Source organism: Streptomyces sp. KR80 (genome assembly GCF_052245555.1).
Taxonomy (GTDB): Bacteria; Actinomycetota; Actinomycetes; order Streptomycetales; family Streptomycetaceae; genus Streptomyces.
Genome location: NZ_JBQQCD010000016.1, coordinates 40,171 through 64,953 on the forward strand (window position 1 = coordinate 40,171; position 24,783 = coordinate 64,953).

Here is a 24,783-nt window from a genome sequence, read left to right on the forward strand (position 1 = left end):
CGCGGGGGCGGCACCCGGGGCGATGGGGGAAATACGTATGCGGGTACGTATTTGCGCGAGCGCCTAGGCTGAGGGGTGAGCAGCCCGGCAGGCCGTGTTCCGCGCAGTAAACTGCCATCGACTTGTCGGCACTCTGTTGTGGATCAGCAGTCTGTCGCGGATGCAGGAATGTGAAAGCCGCAACCAGCGCCCCGGACGACGTCGGCGCTCTGCCGCCCGACGTCACCAGCTTCGTCGGCCGTCGACGCGAGATCGCCGAGGCGAAAAGGCTGCTGTCCGGCTCCCGCCTGCTGACGCTCACCGGTCCCGGCGGGGTCGGCAAGACCCGTCTGGCCATCCGAATCGCCGACACCGTGCGCCGGGCCTTCCACGACGGAGTGCGATTCATCGAATTCGCGGAGTTGCGGGACCCCGCCCTGCTTGCGGAGACGGCCGAGGAGAACCTCGGACTGCGCCAGTCCCCGCGCCCGGCGCTCGACACGGTCGTCGACTACCTGCGGCCGCGCGAGCTGCTCCTCGTGCTCGACAACTGTGAGCATCTCATCGAGGACTGTGCGCTGTTCGTCGCTGCTCTCATCCGGTCCTGTCCCCGGCTGCGCATCCTGGTGACGAGCCGGCAGTCGCTCGGCGTCTACGGCGAGACGGTCCTCGTCGTCCCCCCGCTCCCGGTACCCGACCCCGAACAGGTGCTTTCGCCCGACGCGCTGATGCAGTACGACTCGGTGCGGATGTTCGTTGACCGCGCGAGCGCCGTCCTGCCGAAATTCGACCTGCACAGCCAGAACTGCGCGACGCTGGCACGCCTCTGCCACCGCCTCGATGGCATCCCGCTGGCGATCGAGCTGGCCGCGGTGTGGCTGCGTGCGCTGTCGCTTGACCAGATCGATCAGCGGCTGTCCCGGCGTTACCGGCTGCTCACGGGCGGCCCGCGGTGCGCGCCCTCACGGCAGCGAACCCTGCGCGCGCTGATCGACTGGAGCCACGATCTGTGCTCGGAGCCCGAGCAGCGGTTCTGGTCCCGCCTGTCGGTGTTCTCCGGCAGCTTCGATCTGGCAGCGGTCGAGCACGTGGGCGGCGATGACGAGGTGGTCCCCGAGGAGATCTCCGACGTCGTCCGCTCCCTCGTGGACAAGTCCATCCTGCTCCGGGAAGAGCACGACGGGAACGTGCGCTACCGGATGCTGGAGACGATGCGGGAGTACGGCCAGGAGCGGCTGGTGGCGTCCGGCGAGTACACGGCGGTCCGGCGCCGCCACCGCGACTGGTGCGCGGCGATGGTCGAGCGGTTCGAGGTGGAGTGGTTCGGGCCGGACCAGGAGGCGTGGATCGGCCGGCTCCGGCGCGAGCACTCCAATCTGCGGGTCGCGCTGGACTTCTGCGTCACGCAGCCGGGCGAGGCGGTCGAGGGCTTGCGCATGGCGACCCGGCTGGACGACTACTGGGGCATCCGTGGCTTCCACACCGAGGTGCGTCACTGGCTGGCCCAGATGCTCATGGCGGCACCCGAGCCCACCCGCGAGCGCGCCTCCGCACTGCGCATGAGCGGCTGGTTCGCTCTGCTGCAGGGCGATATCGACGCCGGGGTGGCGCTGCTGGCCGAGGCCACCGGGCTGGCGGAGCGGCTCGGCGACCCGGCGGAGATCGCCTACGTGACGCTCATCCAGGGCATGGCGACGCTCTTCTCCGGCGACACGGAGACGGCGGCGCTGCTGTTCGACGGCGCGCTGTCCCTGTTCCAGACTGTCCACGACCCTCGCTGTGAGACGTGGGCGGCGTTCATCTTCGGCCTCACCCTGGGGCTGAAAGGCGAACGCGAGCGGGGCCTGGCCCTGCTCGACGCATGCCTCGACTGGACAGCGCGGCGGGGTGAGGTCTTCTGGCGCTCCTACGCGCTGTGGGGTGTCTGCCACATCGAGGTGCTCCACGGCTCACTGGAACGCGCCGAGGAGACAGGGAAACAAGCGCTGGGCATCAACGGCCGGATAGGGAGCAAACTGGGGATGGCCTTCGTCATCGACACCCTCGCCTGGGTGGCCGAACGGCAGGGAGACCACACCCGGGCGGCCACGCTCTTCGGCGCCGCCGCATCCGTATGGCACGAGATCGGTGCGTCCCCAGACAACTACGCCACCTTCGCAGCGCCGCACCACGAGCACATCGCCCACGCCCGGGCCGCGCTCGGCGACGACCGTTACGAGGCGGCGTTCCGGCGTGGCCGCCTGCTCTCGGGGGAACGGGCGACCGACTACGCACTCGGCACCTCGCCGCCGGTGCGGGCGAAGCCCCGGGAGGAGGGCGGGGAGACTCGGCTGACCAAGCGGGAAGAGGAGATCGCGGGCCTGGTGGCCGAGGGAATGGCCAACAAGGAGATCGCGGCGAGGCTGGTCATCGCCCCGCGTACCGCCGAGGCACATGTCCAGCACATTCTGGCGAAGCTCGGCTTCACCTCCCGTGCGCAGGTCGCCGCCTGGGTCGCCGCACGGAAGTCGGCCCCCGGCGGCGACAGCACATGACCGGGGTGTTCTTCACATGTGGAGTCCGCGGTTTCATGAGCACTCGCGAGCCTCCGACCGCGGCATAGGCGGCGGTGAGCCGCACGGACAACGGAGCCCGTCGGCCGATCATGAGCATTCCGGCTCGGTGGTGGGCGCAGACTTCGCGGTCGGTTGTCCCGCAGAAGCCGCAGGTCGCGAGATCCACGCTCACCGAACCGCAGATGTGCCAATTCGCTGCTAACGAACTGCCTCAGTTGCCGGTAGGTCTCCGTTACGTCTGCACGAGGTCGCCGTTGCTCCAGGCGTAGACCTGGTCGCCCTTGACCACCACCCGGAACTGGTACTGCTCGGAGCAGTCCGGTCGCCCGGCACCGTCCCCCACGTCCTCCGGCCACCAGCCCGCAATGAGCGTCGGCCCGTCGTAAAAGGCGCCCTCAGAGCAGCCTGCCTCACCGCTCAGCTTCAGTGCAGTGTCGCCGAGGGTGAAACGTATGAGCTTGGCATTGCCGGTGGTCTGCGCCTTGACCTTCACATCCGTGGCGTCCTGGGGCACCCAGTCGGGGAGGACGAAGATCCCTTCACCATCGCCGGGCTCCGGGGCGTCGCTCGCGGTCGGGAAGGTCTTGATTCGTTCGTGAAGGACGTGGTCGTTGAATGCGTCCGGGAAGTTGTCATTGTGCCTTTTCAACACCGGCGTCACGACCGAACCGACAGCCCAAAGGCCGACACAGACGGCGATGATGATCAGGATCTTCCTCTTCATGGGCGCAATTCCAAGCTAGGTGGGGCTCGACTACCAGGCCTCGCTGGGAGAGACCCGGAAGGATCAGCTTATGGCTTGTCTATAAGTCCGATGTGCAGCACTTCCCGTACCGACCGGACGGTCCTTGCTGCCCCTTGGGGATGGACGCGGAGAGTAGGCGGTTCCCGGCCCTAGGTGCCCGCATCAGTCCGCTCTCAGGGCCAGTGTTCAAAGGCACTCACTCAGCCGCCGTGAAGCCGAATCGGCGATGGACGCCCTGACCCGCAGCGGCATCGGGATCCGGTGCACGACAGGTTCTAGCTGGTCCGTGACGAGTAGTTCGACTTGGGGAGGCTGTCATCGGGTACGGGTGGGTATGGCCTGCGGGAAGCGGAAGAGCCGCTTGGGATCGTAGGCCGTCTTGATGTCTGTCAAGCGGCCGAGGTTGGCGCCGTAATAGGCCTCTTTCCAGTTGGTCAGCCGGGGGTCGATGTAGTTCTGATATGCCTGACCGCTGGCGTGAGGCCGCATGGCCCGGTGCAGGTTGTCCAGCCAGGTACGGCTACGTGCCACCCCCCTCGGGGAGGCGCTGGTGGGCCAGTTGGCGATGTACTGGGCGAGGAAGAGCGCGTTGCGGTGGACGAACGCGGTGTCCTGGGGCTTGATCCGGTTGGGTGCCCCGCCCAGGGCGTCGAAGGCGATGCTGCCACTGCCGCCGGGTGGAGCGCTACGGGCGTAGCGTTCGACGTGGGTCAGGAGTGCTGTGATGCCGCTGGCGGACAGCGGCCGCGTGTAGAAGTCGGAGCGGGCGGCGTAGGACGCGCGGGCGGTACGGCCGTCCGGATGTTGGCCGGGGAGGCTGCCCGGCAGGTGGCACTGGGCCGGTGTCCAGCCGCCGGCGCCGGCCATCACCAGCATCGTGTCGACGTGCGAGCGGGTCCGCACCACGGAGGAGGTGGGCTGGGAGCCCACCGCGTCGACCAGGCGGTCCAGGTGATTGCGCAGACCGGACTGTGTGCCGAGGTAGTTGGCACCGATGCCCACCCGCGGGGTGCCTGCGGTTCCGGTCAGATGCAGATTGGCCCACAGCGGGTCGGGCGCCGTCGGCGCCCACTTCTGCCAGGCTCGTATGACAGCTCCGGCCTTCGACCACGGCCAGGACAGGAACGCGTAGCTGCAGTCCGGCGTGGCATGAGTGCGGAAGTGCAACTGGGTGACGATGCCGAGATTCCCCCCGCCGCCGCCCCGCAGCGCCCAGAACAGGTCGGGGTGATGGCGCGCGTCGACCTCCAGGATCCGCCCGTCGGCGGTCACGATCTCCGCGCCGGTGAGGCTGTCGCAGGTCAGGCCATAGGCGCGGCTGGTCACCCCGACACCGCCGCCCAGCGCGAGACCGGCCACACCGACGGTGGGGCAGGATCCGGCCGGGATCGTTCGCCCGCGCCGGTTCAGCGTGGCGTACACATCGATCAACCGCGCGCCGGCGCCGATCGCAGCGTCGGAGCCTGTGGTCACCTTCTTCAGGGAGCTGACGTCCACCACCAGGCCCGTGCCCGATGACCAGCCGGCGTAATTGTGGCCGCCGCCGCGGACCGCGACGGGGATACCGAACCGCCTGGCGAAGGCCAGACAGGTCCGCACATCCTGCCGGTGCGCCGGATAGGCGACGCCCGCCGGTTTGATGCCGTCGAACTGGGGCTGGAACAGACGGCGTGCCGAGGCGTACCGGCGCTCGCCCGGGCGGACCAGCAGACCGTCCAGATCGCGGGCGAAAGCGGCCCAGTCCGGCGCGCCCGGAGCGGCAGTGGCGGACTGGGACGAACTCGTCGCAAGCCAGCCCGCGGCTGCCACGCCCAGCCCGGCGCGCAGTACGTTCCGGCGCCCGACGTCCGAGCGGGTTCCGGGAGTGCCGGTGCCGGGCGGAGTGTGCGCCGGGAGCGCGGGAAAGTGCGGCAGATCGGTGCGGTTTGCGCTGACAGACACGCGAGGTCCCCCCTCGGTGAGGATCGGTTCGGGTCCGCCACATGGCCCGACGGACGGGACGTGGCGGAGCGGCCGGGGCCGCACCCGGGGGGATGGCACATCACGCGTAATGGTTGCCTTCACCAGGGACCTCCCCCGAACCTGAACACCTCCCCGTGGGGCCGGGGACTCCTCTGGTCAGAGGAGTCCCCGGCCCCGTCGGGTCGGCCGTGCAGTAGGCCCTCGCAGCTGTAGTGCGCCGACCCCGTCTGTCCGTCGGGCGCGACGTCCACTCTCCCGAAGGAGCAGTTCATGTCGGCCAGGTTGTTGCTGCCCGCCATGGACCATCCCCGGGTGAGGTGATCACCAGCTCGGTCTTGCCGTCGGCGCTCGCGTCGCGAAGGCGCGCGCTCCAGCCGAAGCAAGACACGGGCCCGGGTAGTGCGACGAGACCGGCCCGCATGGTGCGCAGGCCACGTCGGCGTGGGCCGGGGGTTGTTCCCCGGCCCACGCATCAGCCTTGGTGAGCGCCCGGGCTTGTGGCTACGGTCGGCCGACCAGCCGCAGGAGGCAGTCCTGGACGCCCCAGAACCAAGGAGCTGGTAGAGAGCATTACCGGAAGACATCCACCCGGTCCGCCGGGATGTACACCCCGGTTGAACTGGCGTTCTTGGTGGCGGTAACGCGCACCTTCAGCGTGTGGTCGCCAGCGCTGAGGACCGGACTGCTCCACACCAGGACGTTGTCCCTGCGGGTCGGGGCGTAGAAGTCGACATTGGTCTCCTTGCCGCCGTCGATCGAGACGGCCGCGATGCCGTGGTTGGGTGCCTTGGCGCCATACAGGTCGAGCTTCGTGCCGTTGAACCGCACCTTGTAGTACTCCACGTCGGTGGCCCCAGACCAGTGGTTGTCGGCCCCGTAGGCGTCCTGCCGGGCGCCGTAGCTCCAGGAGCCGTCGTACTCGAACTGGTTGGCGCCGGTGCCGACGGCGCTGTCGTTGACCTTGGTGCCGCCCGGCTGGGTGACGTCGACACGGTCGGCCGGGATGTACACCCCGCCCGACTGTGCGTTCTTGGTGCCTTTGACCCGAACCTTGAGGGTGTGGTCACCGGGTGTGAGGGTCGGGCTGCTGTACACGCGCACGTTGTCGCGTCGTGGGGATGAATAGAAGTCGACATCGGTCTCCGGGCCGCCGTCGATCGAGACGGCCGCGATGCCATGGTTGGGTGCCTTGGCGCCGTACAGGTCGGCCTTCGTGCCATTGAACCGCACCTGGTAGGAGGCGTCGGTGGTGCCGGACCAGCTGTCGTCGCCGAGGTAGGCGCCGGCCTGGCCGATGGTGCTCCAGGCTCCGGAGTACTCGAACTGGTTCCGCCCGGTTCCGGTGCTCCGGTCGTTGATGCTGGTCAGGTCCGGCTTCGCCGTTGCCGACGACATCACGTAGGTAGTGATCGACTTCGGCTTGAGGGTGGCGGAGAGTTGGTTGTTGCTGACCGTGGCGTCGGGCAGTTTCGTGAGGGACTCGGTGTCGGAAGTCCGGTAGGGGGTGGCCTTGGTGATGCCGTCGAACTTGCCCAGGTTGTAGGTGAGCGACCGTGATGTCGTCTGGTCGTTGTAGGCGACCAGGACGAGAGTGTCGTCCTGCGGGTTGTAGGCGGCCAGGGTCTGGTCGTCGCCTGACTCGATGATCCGGTAGCCGGGGCGGATGAACTTGGTGAAGTTCTTGTAGCCGTAGTACTGCTTGGCGACCTTGTAGGTCTCGGTGGAATCCTTGTAGTTGGCCCAGATCAGGCCCCAGCTGACTTTCTCAAGCTTGTTCTGTTCCCAGCTCTCCAGGCCGTCCCACTGGATCCATGCCTTGGGGCGCAGGTAGGTCATGTCACCGACGATCCGCGCGGCGAGGTTGAGCGCCGGCTGGGCCTTGTCCGGGTCGGCGACGTTGCCGGTCGGCACCGGCTGTCCGAGGCCGACCTCGCCGGCGCCGAACTCGCTCATCCAGACCTTCTTGTTCTTCTCGGCAGCGATGTTGCGCAGCACCACCTGGTCGGTTTCCGACGTCCAGTAGGTGTGGGCGGTGAGGGTGGAGATGTAGTCCTTCGCCGACTCCGAGTAGTTGTTGAAGTTGGAGATGCCGCCCTGCACCGACTGGCTGTCCGAGGCCGCGACCTTGGTCCCGGTCAGCCCCTTGTCGACCAGGCTTTTCCCGACCTCGTTGATGATCTTGTCCTGACTGTCCCAGGTGAAGTAGGCGCCCTCCTGTATGCCGTTCTTCGCCCAGCCGTATTCGGGCTCGTTGAGCGGGTTGAGGAGGTCGAAGGTGATGCCCTCGGAGTCGCGGAAGTGCTTGGTCACCTCGGTGAGATAGTCGGCGAAGGCCGCGTGCTGGTCGCTGTTGAGGTTCTCTATGCCATTTTCCCCGCCATTGCTGCAGCCATTGGCCGTCATCCACCACGGCGGGGAGGAGGCGTAGGCGAGCCAGCGGTTGACGCCGCGGGCCTTGGCGGCCTGGGCGAACCAGCGCTGGTTGGCGTCAGCGGTCCAGTCCCATGTCCCGTCTTTCTTCTGATACGCGGGTAGCGGGGAGCCGGGGCGGTGGTCTCCGCAGCCGATCTGCTTCCCGTCGGCGTCCGTGCCGGGTGGGTCGTTCGGGTCCTGTCCGGCGCCGATGTGGTAGCGGAAGACGTTGAGCCCGAGGCCCTTGGTCTCATCGAAGAGCAGGTCGGCTATGGCCTTGCGCTTGGTCTCGGACCAGCCGCCGACGACGTTGCCGCCCCAGGCGGGAGCCGTTCCCCAGCCTTCGAAGCTGTCGACGTAGACGTTGTCCGGGTCGACCATGCCCGCTGGGTCCGAAGAGGCGTGGGCGGACGACGCTGGGAGGAAGGAGAGCAGGAGGGCCAGGAGGCAGAGGAAGGGGCCTGATCTTTGGAGTGGACGTTTCATGGAGCGTCCCCTTTCGGGCGGGGTGTGATAGTGACGTGAACGTTGGCGGCGCTCGGTGGTTTTCAGGCGCGGCGCAGCACCGCCACGCGGCGCGGGGCGAGGGTGACCGTGTCGGCGAACGCGCCGCCTGCGGTCAGCTCGTCGGTCATCGGGACCGGCAGGTCCAGCTCGACCGAGTCAGAGGTGTGGTTGAGCAGGATGAGGAACTCCCTGCCGTCCGGTGCCCGGCGCACCACGGCCTGCACGCCGTCCGGGCGGCCGGGCAGCACCGGCTCGACGCCGGAGGCGACGAGGACCTGGTGGACCAGCGCGCGCATGGTGGAGGGGTCGGGCCGGGTCCCCAGGTACCAAGCGACACCGTCACCGAAGCGGTGCCGCGTGATGGCAGGTTCACCGGCCAGGTCGCCCGAGGTGAACTCGCCGACCCTCTGCGCGCTCTCCAGGATGATCTTCTCTGACCACATGCTGCCCGCTCCGGCTCGGTCACCGAGGCGGATGCCGACCTCGCCCGCCTCCGGCAGCGGCCAGAACTCCTCGACATGCAGGCCGAGCAGTTCGCGAAATGGGGCGGGGTATCCGCCGAGGTGGACCCGGTCGCACTCGTCGACGATGCCGGAGAAGAAGGACATCAGCAGATGGCCGCCGGCGCGCACGTACTCGACGAGGTTGCGGGCCGCGGCTTCGTCGGCCATGTACAAGTTGGGGACGACGACGAGGCGGTACCCCGACAGGTCCGCCGTCGGGTGTACGACGTCGGTGGTGACACCGGCCCCGAACAGCGGTGCGTAGTGTGCGAGATTGGCGTCCATCTGCCGTAGGCCGGAAGACGGGTGCGAGTCCAGCTCCAGCCCCCACCAGCTGGACCAGTCCATGACAACCGCTACCTCGGCGGTGACCCGGGTGCCCGCGAGGGAGGGCACGCGTGCGAGCTCACTGCCGAGGTCGCGGATCTCTTGGAAGGTCCGGGTGTGCTCGCCGCCGTGCGGGACCATCCCGGAGTGGTACTTCTCCGCCCCACCGCGGGACTGGCGCCACTGGAAGAACAGGACCGAGTCCGCCCCCTGGGCGATCGCCTGCCAGCTCCACAGGCGCATCACGCCCGGCGGCTTGGGACTGTTGCGCTGGCGCCAGTTCACCGCGCTCGGGGCTTGCTCCATCACCAGCCAAGGCTGTCCCTGGCGCAGCGAGCGCATCAGGTCGTAGCCGAACGCGGCCTCGATGTGGCTGTTCGGGTCGGCGGGGTCGGGATAGGAGTCGTGGCTGACGATGTCGAGTTCCGATGCCCAGGAGAAGAAGTCCACCGGCTTCCACACGCCGAGCAGGTTCGTGGTGGCCGGAACGTGCGGGGCGATCTCCCGCAGCGTGTCGCGTTCCATGCGGTAGCAGGCGAGCAGCTCGTCGGAGCTGAAGCGCAGGAAGTCGATCTGCTGGGCGGGGTTGGGGAAGGTGGGTGCGATGCGCGGGGGCAGGATCTGCTGCCAGTCGCCGTAGCGCTGGGACCAGAAGGTGGTCGACCATGCGTCGTTGAGGGCGTCCAGGGTGCCGTAACGGTGCTGCAGCCAGCTGCGGAACGCCTCGGTGGAAGTGTCGCAGTAGCAGGTGGAGACGTGTACGCCGTACTCGTTGCCGATGTGCCACAGCGCCAGCGCCGGGTGGTCGCGGTAACGGCGGCCGATCTGCTCCACCAGGCGCGCGGCGTAGCGGCGGTAGACGGGGCTGCTGGGGCAGTACTGCTGCCGCCCTCCGGGCCACAGCCGTGTGCCGTCGGCGCGCATGGGCAGGGTCTCGGGGTGCAGTTCGGCCATCCACGGCGGTGGGGAGGCGGTCATCGTGGCCAGGCACGCGCTGACCCCGGCCGCCGCGAGGCCGTCCATGACCTCGTCGAACCAGCCGAAGTCGAACCGGCCGGGTTCGGGCTCGACCATCGCCCACGAGAAGATGCCGACGCTGACGAGGTTGACACCGGCTTCCTTCATCAGCCGGTGGTCGTCGGACCAGACCTCTCGCGGCCACTGCTCGGGGTTGTAGTCGCCGCCGAAGGCGAGCCCGGGCACTCTTGTGCGGAACAGGTCGATACGGTCGGTCATCCCTTGACACTTCCTTGAGTCAGTCCGCTACGCCAGAAGCGCTGGAGTACGACCATCGCCGCCATGAGCGGGATGACGGAGACGAAGGCGCCGCCGACGGTGAGCTGGTACAGGTCCGGCTGACGGTCGGCGAAGGACTGCCAGGAGGTCAGCCCGAGGGTGACGGGGTACAGCTTGGGGTCGGAGAGCATCACCAGCGGCAGGAAGTAGTTGTTCCAGATGCCGACGAACTGGAACAGGAAGATGGTCACCAGCGCCGGGGTCATGATCCGCAGACCGATGACGCGGAAGGTCCGGAACTCGCCCGCACCGTCGATGCGGGCCGCCTCCAGCAGCTCGTCAGGGATGGAGGCGGCGGCGTAGATGCGGCACAGGTACACCCCGAAAGGGCTGACGAAGCTGGGCAGCAGCACGGCCCAGTAGGTGTTGGCCAGGTCCACCCGGCTGAACAGCAGGTACGTCGGCAGGGCGAGTGCGGTGGCGGGAATCAGCACGCCGCCGAGGACCAGGTTGAAGATCGCTTCCCGGCCACGGAACTGGTACTTGGCCAGCGCGTACCCGGCCAGTGCGGACAGGAAGGTGGCGACCGCGGCGCCGAGACCGGCGTACAGCAGGCTGTTGGCCGCCCAGCGCAGGTAGATCCCGTCCTCGTGGGTCGCCACATGGCGCAGGTTGTCGAGCAGCTGGGGCCGGGAGAACCACAGGCCGAAGCTGCCGAACAGGTCGCCAGTGGACTTGGTGGAGGCCACCAGCAGCCAGTAGACCGGCAGAAGGAAGTACCCGGCCGCGGCGACCAGAACTCCGGTGACGACGACTCGGCTTCTGGCGGTCACGCCGCTGATGCTGGTTCGTGGTGCGGCCTCACGAGCGTGGGCCGGGCGACGCCGCAGATCCGGGCGGGTCGGGGTGTCCACGCTCATGTGTCCTTGTCTCCTCGGTTGATCAGCCGCAGGAAGCCGAAGGACAACAGGCAGGTGGCGAGCGCGAGCAGCACCGCCTCAGCGGCGGCGAGGTTGTAGTTGTCTTTGGTGAAGGCTTCGTTGTAGGCGCTCAGGTTGGGGGTGTAGGCACTGTCGATGCTGGTCGAGACGGGCTTGAGGACCAGCGGCTCGGCGAACAGCTGCAGCGTGCCGATGATGCTGAACACCGTGGTCAGCACCAGCGCCGGGCGCAGCAGGGGCAGCTTGACGTGGCAGACCGTCTGCCATGCGCTCGCGCCGTCGATGCGAGCGGCCTCGTACAGCTCGCCGGGGACGGTACGCAGCTGTGCGACGATCACCAGCATGTTGTAGCCGGCGAACTCCCAGGTGACGACGTTGGCGATGGACCACAGCACGGTGCTGCCGCCAAGGAAGTCCGCCCGGACGCCGAGGCCGCCGAGCACCTCCACCACGGGGCTGACCCCGGGCACGTACAGGAAGCCCCAGAGGATGGAGGCGATGACACCAGGCACGCCGTAGGGCAGGAAGTAGGCAGTGCGGAACAAGCGCACACCGCGGGCAGAGGCGCTGTCCAGCAGCAGGGCGAGAGCGGTGGCCAGGACGATCATCACGGGGATCTGCACGGCCGCGAAGACCAGGACCCGCCCGATGCTGTGCACGAAGGCGCTGTCGGACAGGGCCTCGGTGTAGTTGCCGAATCCGACGAAGACGTCCTCGGTACCACCGAGCCCGAGCGGTCCGCTGCGCTGGACGCCCATGACGCTCTGGTAGACGGCATAGCCGATCGGGACGACGAAGAACAGCAGGAACAGGCTCAGGAACGGTGCCACGAACGCTATCGGCGCCGTGTTGCGCCGTCTGCGTACCCGGGTGGGCATGGGGTTCTCCCTTGAGTCCGGGTGCGGGGAGACCGGTCTGGGCCGCTCCCCGCACCGGGGCGGTCACTGACCGGTGGCGACCTTCAGACCCTTGCTCTTCAGGTCCTCGACGGTCTGCTTCTGGGCCTGCCTGACCGCGTCGACGAATGTGCCCTTGCCGGACGCCGCGGCCTGGAAGCCGTCGTTGAGATGCTGGTAGGTGGCACCGATCGTGGGGATCCACTTCCAGCTCTTGTCGATGTGCTTGTCCGACTCTGCGAACAATTCGTTGTACTTCTGGCCGCCGAAGAACGCCGACGGCTTGTCCAGCGCGGATCCCCGGAACGCGCCCTTGGCGGCGGGCCAGCCGTAGCCTCCCTGGATGAGCAGGTCGACGCTCTTGGGGTCGGTGTTCAGCCACACGGCGAACTGCATGGCCTCGGGGACATGCTTGGCGCCCTTGAGGACCGCGGTGGACGAGCCGCCCCAGTTCGCGGAGTCGTTGCGTCCAGCGGACCACTGCGGCATCGGGGCCGCCCGCCACTTGCCCGCAGTCTTCGGCGCGTTACCACTGATGATCGCATCCCCCCACTGGGCGCTGACCCAGGAGACGACGCCGCCTTTCTGCAGGTCCTTGTACCAGCCGTTGGCGAAATCCGGTTCGGTCTTGATCAGCTTCTGCTGGCGCAGCCGGTCCCAGTAGGCGGCGACCTTGCGGGTCTGCGGGGTGTCGATGTTGACCACCCAGGTGTCGCCCTTGACGTCGAACCACTTGGCCCCGGCCTGCCAGGCCAGCGCGGTGAACCAGGCGGAGTTGCCCGGAGGGAAGGTGGAAATGTACGCCTTGGGGTCGGCGGCGCGAACCTTCTTCGCGGCCTGCTCGAACTCCTGCCAGGTCTTGGGCGGGGTGATGCCCCACTTCTTGTACAGGTCGGCGCGGTAGAACATCCCCATCGGGCCGGATGCCTGCGGGACCGCGTAGACGCCGTCGCCAAACACGCCCTGCTGCCACTGCCAGCCGACGAACTGGTCGCGGTGCTTGTTCACGCCGTACTTGCCCAGGTCCACCAGGCCCTCTTCGAGGAGGAACGACGGGATCTCCTGGTACTCCACCTGCGCCAGCTCCGGGGCCTTTCCGGCCTTGAGGGCGGCGCGCATCTTGGCGTACCCGCCGGTGCTTCCCGCCGGGATCTTCTCCAGCTTGACCTGGATGTCCGGGTGTTCGGCGTTCCACACGGCGACCGCCTTGTCCACCCCCGGCACCCAGGACCAGAAGGTCAGGTTCACCTTCTGGCCAGGCTTGTGGGCGCTCTGGGAGGCGTCATCCTGCGATGTCGCGGCCGAGCCCGAACACGCGGTGGCCAGAACCGACACCGCCGTAAGCACGGATGCCAAGGCTCCCCGGTGTCTGCGGCGGCGGGTGATGACGCTCATGAGAGGGGGTCCTTCCTCGAGGCCGGACGGCGCGCCCGGTGTATCGGGCTTCGGCCGCCTGTTCGTTGGCCAAGAGATTGAGCCGCCGAGATCCCCCTGTCAAGAAGTAGTAATAAAAAATGAGTTCATGTACGGTGGCGGCGCGGTCACGGCTGCGTCGCCATGACACCCAGCCACGCCGCCTCGCTTCACGTAAGGAGCAACCGTGCACATCTGGGCGCATAGTCGCTTTTCTGGCAGGACGGTGGTGGTCACCGGCGCCGCCTCGGGAATCGGTGCCGCCACCGCGCGCCGCTTCGCAGACGAAGGCGCAACCGTGCTGCTCGCCGACATCGACGAGGCGCGCGGCGCCGCATTGGCCGACGAACTCGGGGCGAAGGCGCAGTTCGTGCCCTGCGACGTGTCGCAGGAGAAGGACTGGGCCGCGCTGCGCGCGGCGGCCGATGCCGTGGGAGGGGCGGATGTCCTGGTCAGCAACGCTGCGGTGCAACAGGCCGCCCCCGCCCACCGGATGCCGGTGGCGGTGTGGGAGCGGCAGCTGGCCGTCGGGCTCACCGCCTCGTTCCTCGGGGTACGCGCGTTCATGGACGACTTTGAGGCGCGGGGCGCGGCCGTGGTGCTGGTCTCGTCGGTGCATGCGCTGGTCGGTCTGCCCGGCCACCCCGCCTATGCGGCGGCCAAGGGCGGCCTGACCGCCCTCACGCGCCAGCTCGCCGTCGAGTACGGACCGCGGGTGCGAGTCAACTGCGTCCTGCCGGGACCGATCCTGACCCCGGCCTGGGACGCGATCCCGGAAGAGGCCCGCCAGCGCAGCATCGCCCAGACCGCAGCGGGCCGGTTCGGACTGCCCTCCGAAGTCGCCTCGGCGATCGCCTTCCTCGCCTGTGCCGACGCCAGCTTCATCACCGGAGCCAGCCTCGTCGTCGACGGCGGCTGGAGCATCATCAAGGACTCAGCCTGACGCGAGCCAGAGGCCGCAACCAACCACCTTCAGGGAGGACACGTGGGGGGCTACACCAGGCGGGGCCTGCACGGACAGATCGTGCACGAACTTGCCACAAGGATCATATCCGGGCAGATCGCACCCGGTGAGGTACTGGACATACCCGCGCTCGAAGCCGAACTCGACATCAGCCGGACCGTCCTGCGCGAGGCCTTCAAGGTGCTGACCGCCAAGGGCCTGGTGGATGCCCGGCAAAAGCGCGGCACCTTCGTGCGACCGCGTGAGGACTGGCACCTGCTCGACGCCGACATGCTGCGCTGGCGCTTCACCCAGCAGAAGAACAAGATCTTCCTCGACGAACTGGCCGAGGTGCGCGGCATCGTTGAGCCTGCCACCGCCCGGCTGGCCGCCGAACGCCGCACCGAGACGGACTTGGAACGCCTGCAGGAAGCCCTCGCCGCCATGAGCGCGGCGGCGGACGGAGACGGCGATGCCGTCGAGGCCGACCTGGCGTTCCACCGCGCCCTGCTGGCCGCCGCCCACAACGAGCTGCTCCGGCAGATGGAGATGATCCTCGCCGTCGGCCTCGCGGAACGCGACCGGCTCGTCCACGCCGGCTCCCATGCCACGAACCCCGTGCCCAGCCACCAGGCCGTCCTGGACGCCGTCCGCTCCGGCCACCCCGACGCCGCCGAAGCCGCCATGCGCACCTTGCTGGACCAGGCGCGCCACGACCTCGACTGCCTGGAACGCAGCTGCGAGGACGGCCAAGCCGAAGGTGCCGAAGACGATCAGGGGGACGAAGCGTGAAAATCACCAAGGTCGAGACGTTTCCCGTCCCACCACGCTGGCTCTTCTGCAAGATATCCACCGACGAAGGCATCGACGGCTGGGGCGAACCGCTGATCGAAGGGCGCTCCGACACCGTCCGCGCCGCCGTCCACGAACTGGCCGACCTCCTCATCGGGCGGGACCCGCTACCCATCGAGGCCCACTGGCAAATCCTCACCAAGGGCGGCTTCTACCGAGGCGGGCCGATCCTGGCCAGCGCCGTCGCAGGCTTGGACCAAGCCCTATGGGACATCGCCGGAAAGGCCCGCGGGGCGCCCGTGCACGAGCTGCTGGGCGGCCCGGTGCGGGACCGGGTCCGGGTCTACTCGTGGGTGGGCGGAGATGAGCCCCGCGAGATCGCCGATGCGATCGCCGCCCAGGTCGGCAACGGCTTCACCGCCGTGAAAATGAACGCCTGCGGCCGCATGGGTCCCATCGCCACCCCAGCCGAGACCCATGAGGTCCTCGCGCGCGTGGAGGTGGCCCGCTCCATCCTCGGCGACCACCGCGACCTGGCCCTCGACTTCCACGGCCGCGTCTCGGTCACCAACGCCGCCCGCCTGCTGCCTCTCCTCGAGCCCTACCACCTGCTCTTCGCCGAAGAACCGGTCCTTCCCGAACACCTTCCGGCGCTGCGCCGCCTGGTTCCCCGCACATCCGTCCCGCTGGCAACCGGCGAACGCCTGTACTCGCGCGCGGAGTACCTGCCGCCGCTGCTGGACGGGATCGCCGTCGTCCAGCCCGACCTCTCCCACGCCGGCGGCATCTCCGAAGTCCGCCGCATCGCGGCCCTCGCGGAGACATTCGACGTCCCCCTGGCCCCGCACTGCCCCCTCGGGCCGATCGCGCTCGCCGCCAGCCTGCAGACCGCCTTCAGCGCTCCCAACTTCCTGATCCAGGAGCAGAGCCTGGGCATCCACTACAACATCGGCAACGATCTCCTCGACTACCTCGTCGACCCTTCGATATTCGCCTTCGCCGACGGCCATGTAGCCCGACCCCAGGGCTCGGGCCTGGGTGTCAGCATCGACGAGGCCGCCGTCCGGCGAGCCGCCGAGACCGGACACCGGTGGCGCTCGCCGGTGTGGACACACCCCGACGGATCCTTCGCGGAGTGGTGACCCATGACAACCAGCCTCACCTCCCGCGACCTGACCGACATTCTTCGGCTCCACCGCCTCTTGGCCATCGTCCGCGGCAACGATCCCGCGGCCGTCGTCCGCACCGCGGTGACACTCGTGGAATGCGGCATCCGCCTCGTCGAGATCTCGCTCACCGGCCACGACGCCCTCAAGGCCCTCGACCGAACCGCCCACGAGGTCGGCAACGCGGGAATCATCGGTGCAGGAACCGTCCTGACTGCACAGGACGCTCGTCGCGCCCGCGACAGCGGAGCCTGCTTCGTCGTCACCCCCGGCCTGGGCCCGGGAGTGACGCAATCGTTCGCCCTGGACCTGCCGGTCCTGGTCGGCGCACTGACCCCCACCGAGGTCTCCGCTGCCACCACCGCGGCGGGCTGCGCCGCAGTCAAGCTCTTCCCCGCCTCCCTGGGCGGTGCCGACTACCTGCGGGCGCTGCGCCAGCCATTCCCCCACACCCCGTTCGTCCCCGTCGGCGGCATCGGCGCCGCCGAAGCACGCCAGCTGCTCCACGCGGGAGCCATCGCCGTCGGCGTCGGCTCACCGCTCATCGGAGACGCCGCGGACGGCGGTTGCCTCACCCAGCTCAAGGACCGCGCCTCAGCTCTTCTGGACGCCATCGGAGCACCCACGTGACTGACCTGCTCACCATCGGGGAAGCCCTGCTCTCCCTGCGCCACGAAGACCCTGGCCCACTGCGACTGGGCGGGCAGCTGCGCGCCTCGGTCGCCGGCGCCGAAGCCACCGTCGCCATCGGCGCCGCACGGCTCGGCCACGCCGCCGCATGGTGCGGCCGCATCGGCAACGACGACACCGGCGACCTCATCCTCAGCACGCTGCGCGGAGCCGGCGTCGACACCAGCGCCGCCGTCACCGACCCCGAGGCAGCCACCGGCCTGCTGATCCGCGTCGCCCGCACCGCCGCCCTGACCCGTGTCACCTACCACCGCTCAGGCTCGGCCGGCTCCCGACTCACCCCTGCCGATGTCACACCCGCGCTCGCGAACCGACCACGGGTCGTCCACACCTCCGGCATCACCCTCGCTCTTGGCGACTCCCCCCGGCAGGCATGCCGACAGGCCCTGCGGCAAGCCAAGATGCAGCAGGCGACCATCAGTTACGACGTCAACCACCGCGCCCGGCTGTGCTCGGTGGACGAGGCGGCGCACCACCTGGCCGCCGTACTGCCGCTGGTGGACATCTTCTTCTGCGGCGACGACGAACTCGACGTGGTCCGGGCCGCCACCGGCAAGCCGCACGATCCCATCGCCGCTCTGCACACTGCGGGCGTCCGGGAAGTCGTCGTCAAACACGGCAGCCGCGGCGCCACCGTCCATACCCCCGACGGCACAGCCGACACCCCCGCCCTGCCCGTGCCCGCCGTCGATGCCGTCGGCGCCGGCGACGCCTTTGCCGCCGGATACCTCTCCGCCCTCCTCGACGGCCTCGGCCTGGACCAGCGACTGCACCGAGCCTCGGCCACCGGCGCCTTCTGCGTCGCCTCCCACGGCGACTGGGAAGGACTGCCGACCCGGGCCGAACTACCCCTGCTCACCCTCCAGCCCGACACCACCCTGCGCTGATCCCACACCCACGGAAGTCCACATGCCCCCCACCGACGAGATCCGCACCATCGGCCCGCCCCACGAACTCGGCGAAGGCGCCCGCTGGATCCACGACCGAGCGGTCTGGGTCGACCTCCTCGCCGGCCAGTTGTGGGAACACCGCCCCGCAACCGGCCGCACCCAGCGCCTCCTCACCCTCGCGACGCCCCTGGGAGCCGTGGCCCCCCTCCAGGAAGCGGAAGGATGGGTCGCCGCCTGCGGCACCGGCTTCGCCCTCCTCCACCACGACCGGCTCGACTGGATCGCCCGGCCTGAGGACGGCGCCCCCACACGCATGCGGATGAACGACGGATGCGCCGACCACCGCGGCCGCTTCCTCGCCGGTTCCATGGCATACGACGCCAGCCCCGGCGCCGGTTCGCTCTACCGGATGGATACCGATGGCACCGTCACAAAGATCCTGGACGGCCTGACCATCCCCAACGGACCGGCCTTCTCGCCCGACGGCACCATGATGTATCTGGCCGACAGTGCGCAGCGCCGTATCCATGCCTACCCCTACGACCTGGACACAGGCGCCATCGGCACCCCCTGGCTCTTCGCTCAACTCTCCCCCCACGAGGGCGTGCCCGACGGCATGGCCGTCGACTGCCAGGGCCACCTGTGGTCCGCCGAATGGGGCGGGTCCCGCATACGCCGCTACGCCCCCGACGGCACCCTCGTCCGCGTTCTCCGCCTTCCCGCCCAGCAGCCCACCTCGTGCGCCTTCGGCGGCCCCGGCCTCACGGACCTGTACATCACCACCGCCACCTACGCCCTGGACACCCCGAACTCAACCGACGGCCGCACCATCGCCGTCACCAGCCCCGTCGCAGGACTGCCCACCGCGGCAGCCCGCCTCACCTGAACCCGACACGCAGTCTCCCCCGCACGCCCTTCACCGCCCCTCCACGAGCCAACGGATGCACCATGACCACCGCAGAACCAACCACCCCCAGTTCCCCCGCCATCTCGGACCGCATGGCGATCACCCTGTGGGACTTCAGCTGGTACACCCAAGCCGGCCCGGGAGAACCCTTCGCCGACATCGACCGGGCCTTCCGCGAGGCAGTGGACCGCGGCTTCAACACCGTCCGCATCTGCGTCATGCCCTTCCTGCTGTTCTCCGGACGGGTGCCGGACCCTGACGGGATCCACATCCGCGGCCTCGGCAAGAACTTCGGCCAGCGCACCCGCTGGTACAACGTGCGCGGCGGCTACCGCCTCGACGGCCGCAGGCGCCTGACCGAACTCTTCCAAGCCGCAGCCCGCCACAACTGCCGCGTCATCGTCTCGTCCTGGGAGTACCAGCAGTCTCCCTGCTTCGCCGACAGCGACCACTGGCACCGCGCCCTGGCCGCCGTGCCACCTCACGAGCGTGCCGACACCATGGCCGAAGCGCTCGGGAACCTCCTGGACTTCCTCACCGAGCGCGACCTGGCCCACCCCATCGCCTACGTCGAGGTGCACAACGAGGTCGACAACTGCTCTCTGGTCCCCGACGACAGCCACGGCCACTACGCACGGCTCAGGGAACCGCTGGGACGCGCTGTCGAATCTCTGCGCTCCCGCCACCCTGCCATCCCCGTCACTTACTCTCTCGGAGAGCCCTGGCCACTGGAAATGTCAGACCTTCCCGAGGGTGCACAGATCGCTCACTTCCACTTCTATGCTTACGGTGTCCTCGGAGCCCTGTACGAAGCCGTCGGTCTGGGGTACGGCACCCAACGGCGCCCCGAGACCGCAGTCTGGCCGACGCCCGAACTGGCAGCCATGCTCCTCCCGGACGCGCCGCCGTTCGACGACTACCGTCCCGACGCCCCCTGGCAGCTGGCAGCGACCGGCGTGCCGCGCGAACTGTTCTACGTCCATGACTGGGTCGACCCCGAAAAGTGGGACCAGTGGCTGTACGAGAACTACCTGCCCCACCGCGAGTCCATGCGCCAGACCCTGGCCCTGTGGGTCGACTCCGTCGCCGACTTCGCCCGGCGCCGAGGCATCCCCGCTGTCCTCGGCGAGGGTGTCATCGGCTACACCCCGCGCCTGACCCGATTCGAAGAAGACGCCGTCGGCAAGGACCTCGCCGAGTACACCGTCGACCGCTGCCTGCGAGCAGGCTTCCGCGGAGTCGTCCCCACCTCCAACGCCGCACCGCACCACCCCATGTGGCACACCGACCAGGATTGGATGCGCCGCGTCAACGCACACATCACCGACACCAGCACCACGTCCATGCGCTCGGGTGAGCCCGTCAATACAACGAGTTTGGCTCACTTCTGGCTGTGACGGCGAGTCATCTGATCTCCTCCGTGGGTCCGTCCGTGGGTCCGTCCGCGGGTCCGGGGAGGGTGCGGGCCACAGGTGCCGCCGCCCGAGGGTGTGGGTGCGCGCCATGGTTCCAGCAGGGGCGGGTTCCTAGGGTCGACGCGTCGTCTGCAGGGGCCAGCGCGTCGCACCGGTCGCTGCCTGGTGGAGAGGGGCCGTATGGGTCTGGACAGGACAGTCGCGAGCGTGGCCGAGGTGGTGGCGGACATCCCCGACGGGGCTTCGCTCGCCGTCGGCGGCTTCGGGCTGTGCGGCATACCGAGCGCGCTGATCGCGGAGCTGCTGCGGCGTGATGTGACCGACCTCAGGGTGGTGTCCAACAACTGCGGCGTGGACGACTGGGGGCTCGGGCTACTGCTGCGCGCGGGCCGGATCGCCCGGATGACCGGCTCCTATGTGGGCGAGAACAAGGAGTTCGCCCGCCAGTACCTCAGTGGTGAACTGGAGGTCGAACTGGTGCCGCAGGGCACGCTCGCGGAGCGGTTGCGCGCCGGCGGCTGCGGTATCCCGGCGTTCTACACCCCGGCCGGTGCGGGCACACAGGTCGGTGAGGGCGGGCTGCCCTGGCGGTACGGCCCGGACGGCGGTGTCGCGGTTGCGTCACCGCCCAAGGAGATACGGGTCTTCGGCGGCCGTGAGCATCTGCTGGAGGAAGGCATCACCACCGACTTCGCGCTGGTGCGCGCGGCCGTCGGGGACCGCCACGGCAATCTGGTGTGCCACCGCTCGGCCCGCAATTTCAACCCACTGGCTGCGATGGCGGGCCGGGTCACGATCGCCGAGGTCGAGGAGCTGGTCGAGCCCGGTGAGCTGGACCCGGACGCGGTGCATGTGCCGGCGGTGTTCGTGCAGCGCGTCGTCGCCCTGGGTGCCGACGACCCGGACGCCGAGCGGCGCATCGAGCGCAGAACGGTCCGCGCCGAGCGGGAAGGCGGTGCCTGACATGGCCCTCACACGCGAGCAGATGGCGGCGCGCGCCGCCCGGGAACTGGTTGACGGCACCTGCGTCAACCTGGGGATCGGCCTGCCCACACTGATCCCGGACCACTTGCCGCCCGGCGTGGAGGTGGCGCTCCAGTCCGAGAACGGCATCCTCGGCGTCGGCCCCTCCCCCGTCGAGCGCGACATCGACGCCGACCTGATCAATGCGGGCAAGGAGACCGTGACGGTACTGCCCGGCGCCTCGTTCTTCGACTCAGCGCTGTCCTTCGGGATGATCCGCGGCGGCCATATCAACACCGCGGTGCTGGGTGCCCTGCAGGTGTCGTCCTCGGGCGACCTCGCGAACTGGGTGGTGCCGGGGAAGATGATCAAAGGGATGGGCGGTGCCATGGACCTGGTGCACGGGGCGCGCCGGGTGATCGTGCTGATGGAGCACACCGGGAAGGACGGCAGTCCGAAGCTCGTCGAGGAATGCACCCTGCCGCTGACCGGACGGCGCGTCGTGCAGCGGATCGTCACCGACCTCGCCGTCATCGACGTCACACCCGCGGGTCTCGCGCTGGCGGAACTGGCCCCCGGCGTCACGGTCGACGAGGTGCGGGCGGCGACGACGGCAGAACTGGTCATTCCAGCACTCCTCGACAGGGCCGCCCGTTAGCAGGCGTTGCCCGATGGCACCATCCTCGGCGATGCGTGCCGTGACGGTCCGGCTGTGGTGCCCCGTGCCATACCAGTGCCGCGTGGCGCACCCCTACGGTGCCGAACACCCGGGCCCGCTCCCGCCGCACCCGGCCGGGACGGGCCCGCAGGCCGTCCGTACGCCATCGAGGGAGCCGCCATGCCGAGGTCACGTCCCGTCCCAGCACCGCCGCCACGCATACCTCACCCCCCGCCGACGGGCCCGCGGCGGCGGGCCCTGACCCGTCTGCTGGCCTCCGTCGCGCTGCTGCTCGGCGTGGCCCTGGCGGGTCCCGCGCCGACCGGGCACGCCGCGCCCACCCTGACGAAGGTCGACTCGTTCGGCCCCAACCCGGGCCGGTTGAACATGTACGTCCACCGGCCCCCGTCGCTGCCCGCACACCCCGCTGTCGTGATCGCTCTGCACGGATGCACCCAGAGCGCCCAGAGCTACGCCGACCACTCCGGCCTGGTCGAACTCGCCGACCGGCACGGATTCCTGCTGGTGTTCGCCGAGACCACCAGCACGAACAACCCCAGCAGCTGCTTCAACTGGTTCCAGGCGATCGACAACCGCCGGGGCCAGGGCGAGGCGGCCTCCATCCGGCAGATGGCCGCGTACGCCGTCTCCGCCTACGAAGCCGACCCCGGGCGGATCCACATCACCGGCCTGTCCGCTGGAGGAGCCATGACCTCGGTCATGCTCGCCACCTATCCGGATGTCTTCGCCACCGGAGCCGTCGTCGCCGGACTCCCTTACGGCTGCGCCCAGTCCGCCGGCGCCTACCGGTGCATGAACCCCGGCGTCGACCTCACCCCCGGGCAGTGGGCGCAGCGCGTCCGCGACGCCTACCCCTCCTGGACCGGGCCGTGGCCGCGGATCGCCGTCTGGCACGGTGACGAGGACACCACGGTCGTACCCCGCAACGCCGATGAACTGCGAGACCAGTGGACGGCGTTGCACGGTCTGTCCCAGACGCCCAGCCGGACGTCCACCATCGGCCCGAACTCCACCCGGCACGAGGAGTACCTCGCCCGGGGACGGCTCGGTCGCCGTCGAGGTCGACCGGGTCCCGGGCATCGGCCATGGCACCCCGGTCGACCCCGGCACCGGACCCGAGCAGTGCGGCAGCAGCGGCGCCCACTTCCTCGACTCGATCTGCTCCAGCCACTGGATCGTGGCGTTCTTCGGGCTGGGCAGCGGCGAGTAGTACGGCCCCACAGTGCTGCGGAGCACGCCACCGCAGCACTGCGCAGGCCCCCCGCCCGCCATGGTGACGGCCGACGCCGCCGCGGCCGCCGTCATGGCGGGCACACCCATGTCGGGCGGGCCCGGCCGCCTCCTACCCTCCAGGCCGTCACCCCTTACTCCCCGATCTGCCCCTCAACCCGCCGTATCCCGGAGGCACTTGATGGTCCCGCCCCGCACCACCGCCGCGCCGCCGATAAGACGCCTGGCCCTCGGCGCCCTGCCGCTGGCCGCCGCACTCGTCCTCGTCCCGCCCTCGGCCACGGCCCGGCCCGCCCACTCCGACCCGGCCCACGGCGGCCACTGCGCCCGTACGGCACAGCTGCATGTCCCCGCCGCCGCACACCAACAGGCCGACTGCTTGACGGAGTTGACCACTGCGGGAACGGTCGACACGGGCCACACGGACCCGGCCGACTGGGCGGGGCTCACGCCCGAGGATCTGCCCACGCCCATCGGCGTCCCCGGCGTCCAGATCGACGGCTACTTCCCCGACGCCTCCACCACCAACACCAACCACGGCTGGCACCACGACGCCCAGTTCGTCATCCGGCTGCCCGACCGGTGGAACGGCGGCCTGGTCGTCGCGGGCACACCCGGCAACCGCGAGCAGTACGCAGGCGACCGCGCCATCGCCGACTGGGTGCTCTCCCGCGGCTACGCCTACGCGGCCACCGACAAGGGCAACACCGGGACCGGCTTCCACCGCGACGGCCACGCGCCGGGCGACGCCATCGCCGAGTGGAACACCCGGCTCACCCAACTCACCCGTGCCGCCCGCACGGTGGTGTCCCAGCGATACCACCGGCCCCCGGCCCGTACCCTGGCGACCGGCATGTCCAACGGCGGCTACCTGGTGCGCTGGCAGCTGGAGAACCACCCCGAGCTGTACGACGCCGGGGTGGACTGGGAGGGCACGCTGTGGCGCTCCGGCGGCCCCAACCTCCTCACCTTCCTGCCGCCCGCGCTGCGGCACTACCCCGACCACGCCGCCGGCGGGCCGCAGGCCGACCGGGCCCGGCGGGCCCTGCACGCGGCGGGGTATCCGCGCGGCTCGGAGTTCCTGTGGCCGTTCCACCACCGCTTCTACTGGGACCTCACCCAGCGCATGTACCGCGAGGAGCTGGACCCCGGCTTCGACGGCGCGACCGAGGCGGGCACGCCCTACTGCGCCCCCGGCTCCCCGGCCTGCGACGCGGACTACGACTACGCCGCCCGTCCCGCCGAGGTGCACCGGGCCGTGGACCGGATCGCGCTGACCGGCCGCATCGGCAGACCCCTCGTCACCGTGCACGGAACCCTCGATGTGCTGCTGCCCATCAGCCAGGACTCCGACGTGTACGCCCGTATGGTGCGGGACGCGGGACGCGGCGGGCTGCACCGCTACTACCGCATCGAAGGCGGCACGCACACCGACGCGCTGGTCGACACCTTCCCCGATCGGCTCAGGCCCCTCGTGCCGTGCCACCGCGCGGCGTTCACGGTCGTGGAGGACTGGCTGGCGACCGGGCGGCGCCCGCCCGGGAGCCGCACCGTGCCCATGCCGCAGGCAGCCGACCCGGCCACCCTGCTCACCCGCTGCCGCCTCGACAGATAGCCGGCGGCACCTCTTGG

At 69.5% G+C, this 24,783-nt stretch carries 18 protein-coding genes and 1 pseudogene; 12 read left to right on the top strand and 7 right to left on the bottom strand.

Annotated features, from left to right (window positions below):
• Window positions 1–170: 170 nt before the first annotated feature.
• A complete protein-coding gene (locus ACTWQI_RS21585; protein WP_443272829.1) occupies window positions 171–2,513 on the top strand; it encodes an ATP-binding protein in 2,343 nt (780 codons plus the stop codon).
• Window positions 2,514–2,766: 253 nt separating this feature from the next.
• On the opposite strand, the gene ACTWQI_RS21590 is transcribed toward ACTWQI_RS21585, so the two are convergent.
• The 7 genes from ACTWQI_RS21590 to ACTWQI_RS21620 all read right to left on the bottom strand — a co-directional run bounded on the left by ACTWQI_RS21590 (window position 2,767) and on the right by ACTWQI_RS21620 (window position 13,458).
• Complete coding sequence (locus tag ACTWQI_RS21590; protein WP_443272831.1) at window positions 2,767–3,258, bottom strand: hypothetical protein; 492 nt, start codon at window positions 3,256–3,258, stop codon at window positions 2,767–2,769.
• A gap of 336 nt (window positions 3,259–3,594) precedes the next feature.
• Window positions 3,595–5,220: an FAD-binding oxidoreductase gene (locus ACTWQI_RS21595; RefSeq protein WP_443272833.1), complete on the bottom strand. Its 1,626-nt coding sequence runs from the start codon at window positions 5,218–5,220 to the stop codon at window positions 3,595–3,597.
• Between the two features lie 591 nt (window positions 5,221–5,811).
• Window positions 5,812–8,139, bottom strand: a complete 2,328-nt coding sequence (locus tag ACTWQI_RS21600; RefSeq protein WP_443272835.1) for a glycoside hydrolase family 30 protein — start codon at window positions 8,137–8,139, stop codon at window positions 5,812–5,814.
• 62 nt (window positions 8,140–8,201) lie between these two features.
• Entirely contained in the window at window positions 8,202–10,226 is a 2,025-nt protein-coding gene (locus ACTWQI_RS21605; protein WP_443272837.1) for a beta-galactosidase, read from the bottom strand.
• Window positions 10,223–11,146: a carbohydrate ABC transporter permease gene (locus ACTWQI_RS21610; protein ID WP_443272838.1), complete on the bottom strand. Its 924-nt coding sequence runs from the start codon at window positions 11,144–11,146 to the stop codon at window positions 10,223–10,225. The genes ACTWQI_RS21605 and ACTWQI_RS21610 overlap by 4 nt, the downstream gene beginning before the upstream one ends.
• Window positions 11,143–12,045: a carbohydrate ABC transporter permease gene (locus ACTWQI_RS21615; protein ID WP_443272839.1), complete on the bottom strand. Its 903-nt coding sequence runs from the start codon at window positions 12,043–12,045 to the stop codon at window positions 11,143–11,145. The genes ACTWQI_RS21610 and ACTWQI_RS21615 overlap by 4 nt, the downstream gene beginning before the upstream one ends.
• 63 nt (window positions 12,046–12,108) lie before the next feature.
• On the bottom strand, window positions 12,109–13,458 hold the full coding sequence (locus ACTWQI_RS21620; protein ID WP_443272841.1) for an ABC transporter substrate-binding protein: 1,350 nt from the start codon (window positions 13,456–13,458) through the stop codon (window positions 12,109–12,111).
• Between the two features lie 205 nt (window positions 13,459–13,663).
• Here ACTWQI_RS21620 and ACTWQI_RS21625 point away from each other — a divergent pair, with 205 nt between their 5' ends.
• The 11 genes and pseudogenes from ACTWQI_RS21625 to ACTWQI_RS21675 all read left to right on the top strand — a co-directional run bounded on the left by ACTWQI_RS21625 (window position 13,664) and on the right by ACTWQI_RS21675 (window position 24,766).
• Window positions 13,664–14,419 (top strand): SDR family NAD(P)-dependent oxidoreductase, encoded by a 756-nt coding sequence (locus ACTWQI_RS21625; protein WP_443272843.1) that lies wholly within the window; start codon window positions 13,664–13,666, stop codon window positions 14,417–14,419.
• 42 nt (window positions 14,420–14,461) lie between these two features.
• Window positions 14,462–15,211, top strand: a complete 750-nt coding sequence (locus ACTWQI_RS21630; protein ID WP_443272845.1) for a FadR/GntR family transcriptional regulator — start codon at window positions 14,462–14,464, stop codon at window positions 15,209–15,211.
• The gene (gene dgoD, locus ACTWQI_RS21635) at window positions 15,208–16,353 is read left to right on the top strand and encodes a galactonate dehydratase (RefSeq protein ID WP_443272847.1); all 1,146 of its coding nucleotides are present in this window, start codon (window positions 15,208–15,210) and stop codon (window positions 16,351–16,353) included. Before ACTWQI_RS21630 ends, dgoD begins: the two co-directional genes overlap by 4 nt.
• A gap of 3 nt (window positions 16,354–16,356) precedes the next feature.
• Window positions 16,357–17,007, top strand: a complete 651-nt coding sequence (locus tag ACTWQI_RS21640; RefSeq protein ID WP_443272849.1) for a bifunctional 4-hydroxy-2-oxoglutarate aldolase/2-dehydro-3-deoxy-phosphogluconate aldolase — start codon at window positions 16,357–16,359, stop codon at window positions 17,005–17,007.
• A complete protein-coding gene (locus tag ACTWQI_RS21645; protein WP_443272851.1) occupies window positions 17,004–17,954 on the top strand; it encodes a sugar kinase in 951 nt (316 codons plus the stop codon). The genes ACTWQI_RS21640 and ACTWQI_RS21645 overlap by 4 nt, the downstream gene beginning before the upstream one ends.
• 22 nt (window positions 17,955–17,976) lie before the next feature.
• Window positions 17,977–18,843 (top strand): SMP-30/gluconolactonase/LRE family protein, encoded by an 867-nt coding sequence (locus tag ACTWQI_RS21650; RefSeq protein ID WP_443272853.1) that lies wholly within the window; start codon window positions 17,977–17,979, stop codon window positions 18,841–18,843.
• 62 nt (window positions 18,844–18,905) lie between these two features.
• Window positions 18,906–20,261 carry a cellulase-like family protein gene (locus tag ACTWQI_RS21655; RefSeq protein WP_443272855.1) on the top strand — a complete coding sequence of 452 codons (1,356 nt, stop codon included), beginning with the start codon at window positions 18,906–18,908 and terminating at the stop codon, window positions 20,259–20,261.
• Window positions 20,262–20,459: 198 nt separating this feature from the next.
• Entirely contained in the window at window positions 20,460–21,242 is a 783-nt protein-coding gene (locus ACTWQI_RS21660) for a CoA transferase subunit A (RefSeq protein WP_443272857.1), read from the top strand.
• Between the two features lies 1 nt (window position 21,243).
• Entirely contained in the window at window positions 21,244–21,900 is a 657-nt protein-coding gene (locus ACTWQI_RS21665; protein WP_443272859.1) for a CoA transferase subunit B, read from the top strand.
• Between the two features lie 180 nt (window positions 21,901–22,080).
• Window positions 22,081–23,116, top strand: a pseudogene (locus tag ACTWQI_RS21670) (extracellular catalytic domain type 1 short-chain-length polyhydroxyalkanoate depolymerase); the annotation flags it as partial.
• A gap of 216 nt (window positions 23,117–23,332) precedes the next feature.
• A complete protein-coding gene (locus ACTWQI_RS21675) occupies window positions 23,333–24,766 on the top strand; it encodes a 3-hydroxybutyrate oligomer hydrolase family protein (protein ID WP_443272861.1) in 1,434 nt (477 codons plus the stop codon).
• The last annotated feature ends 17 nt before the right edge of the window (window positions 24,767–24,783 follow it).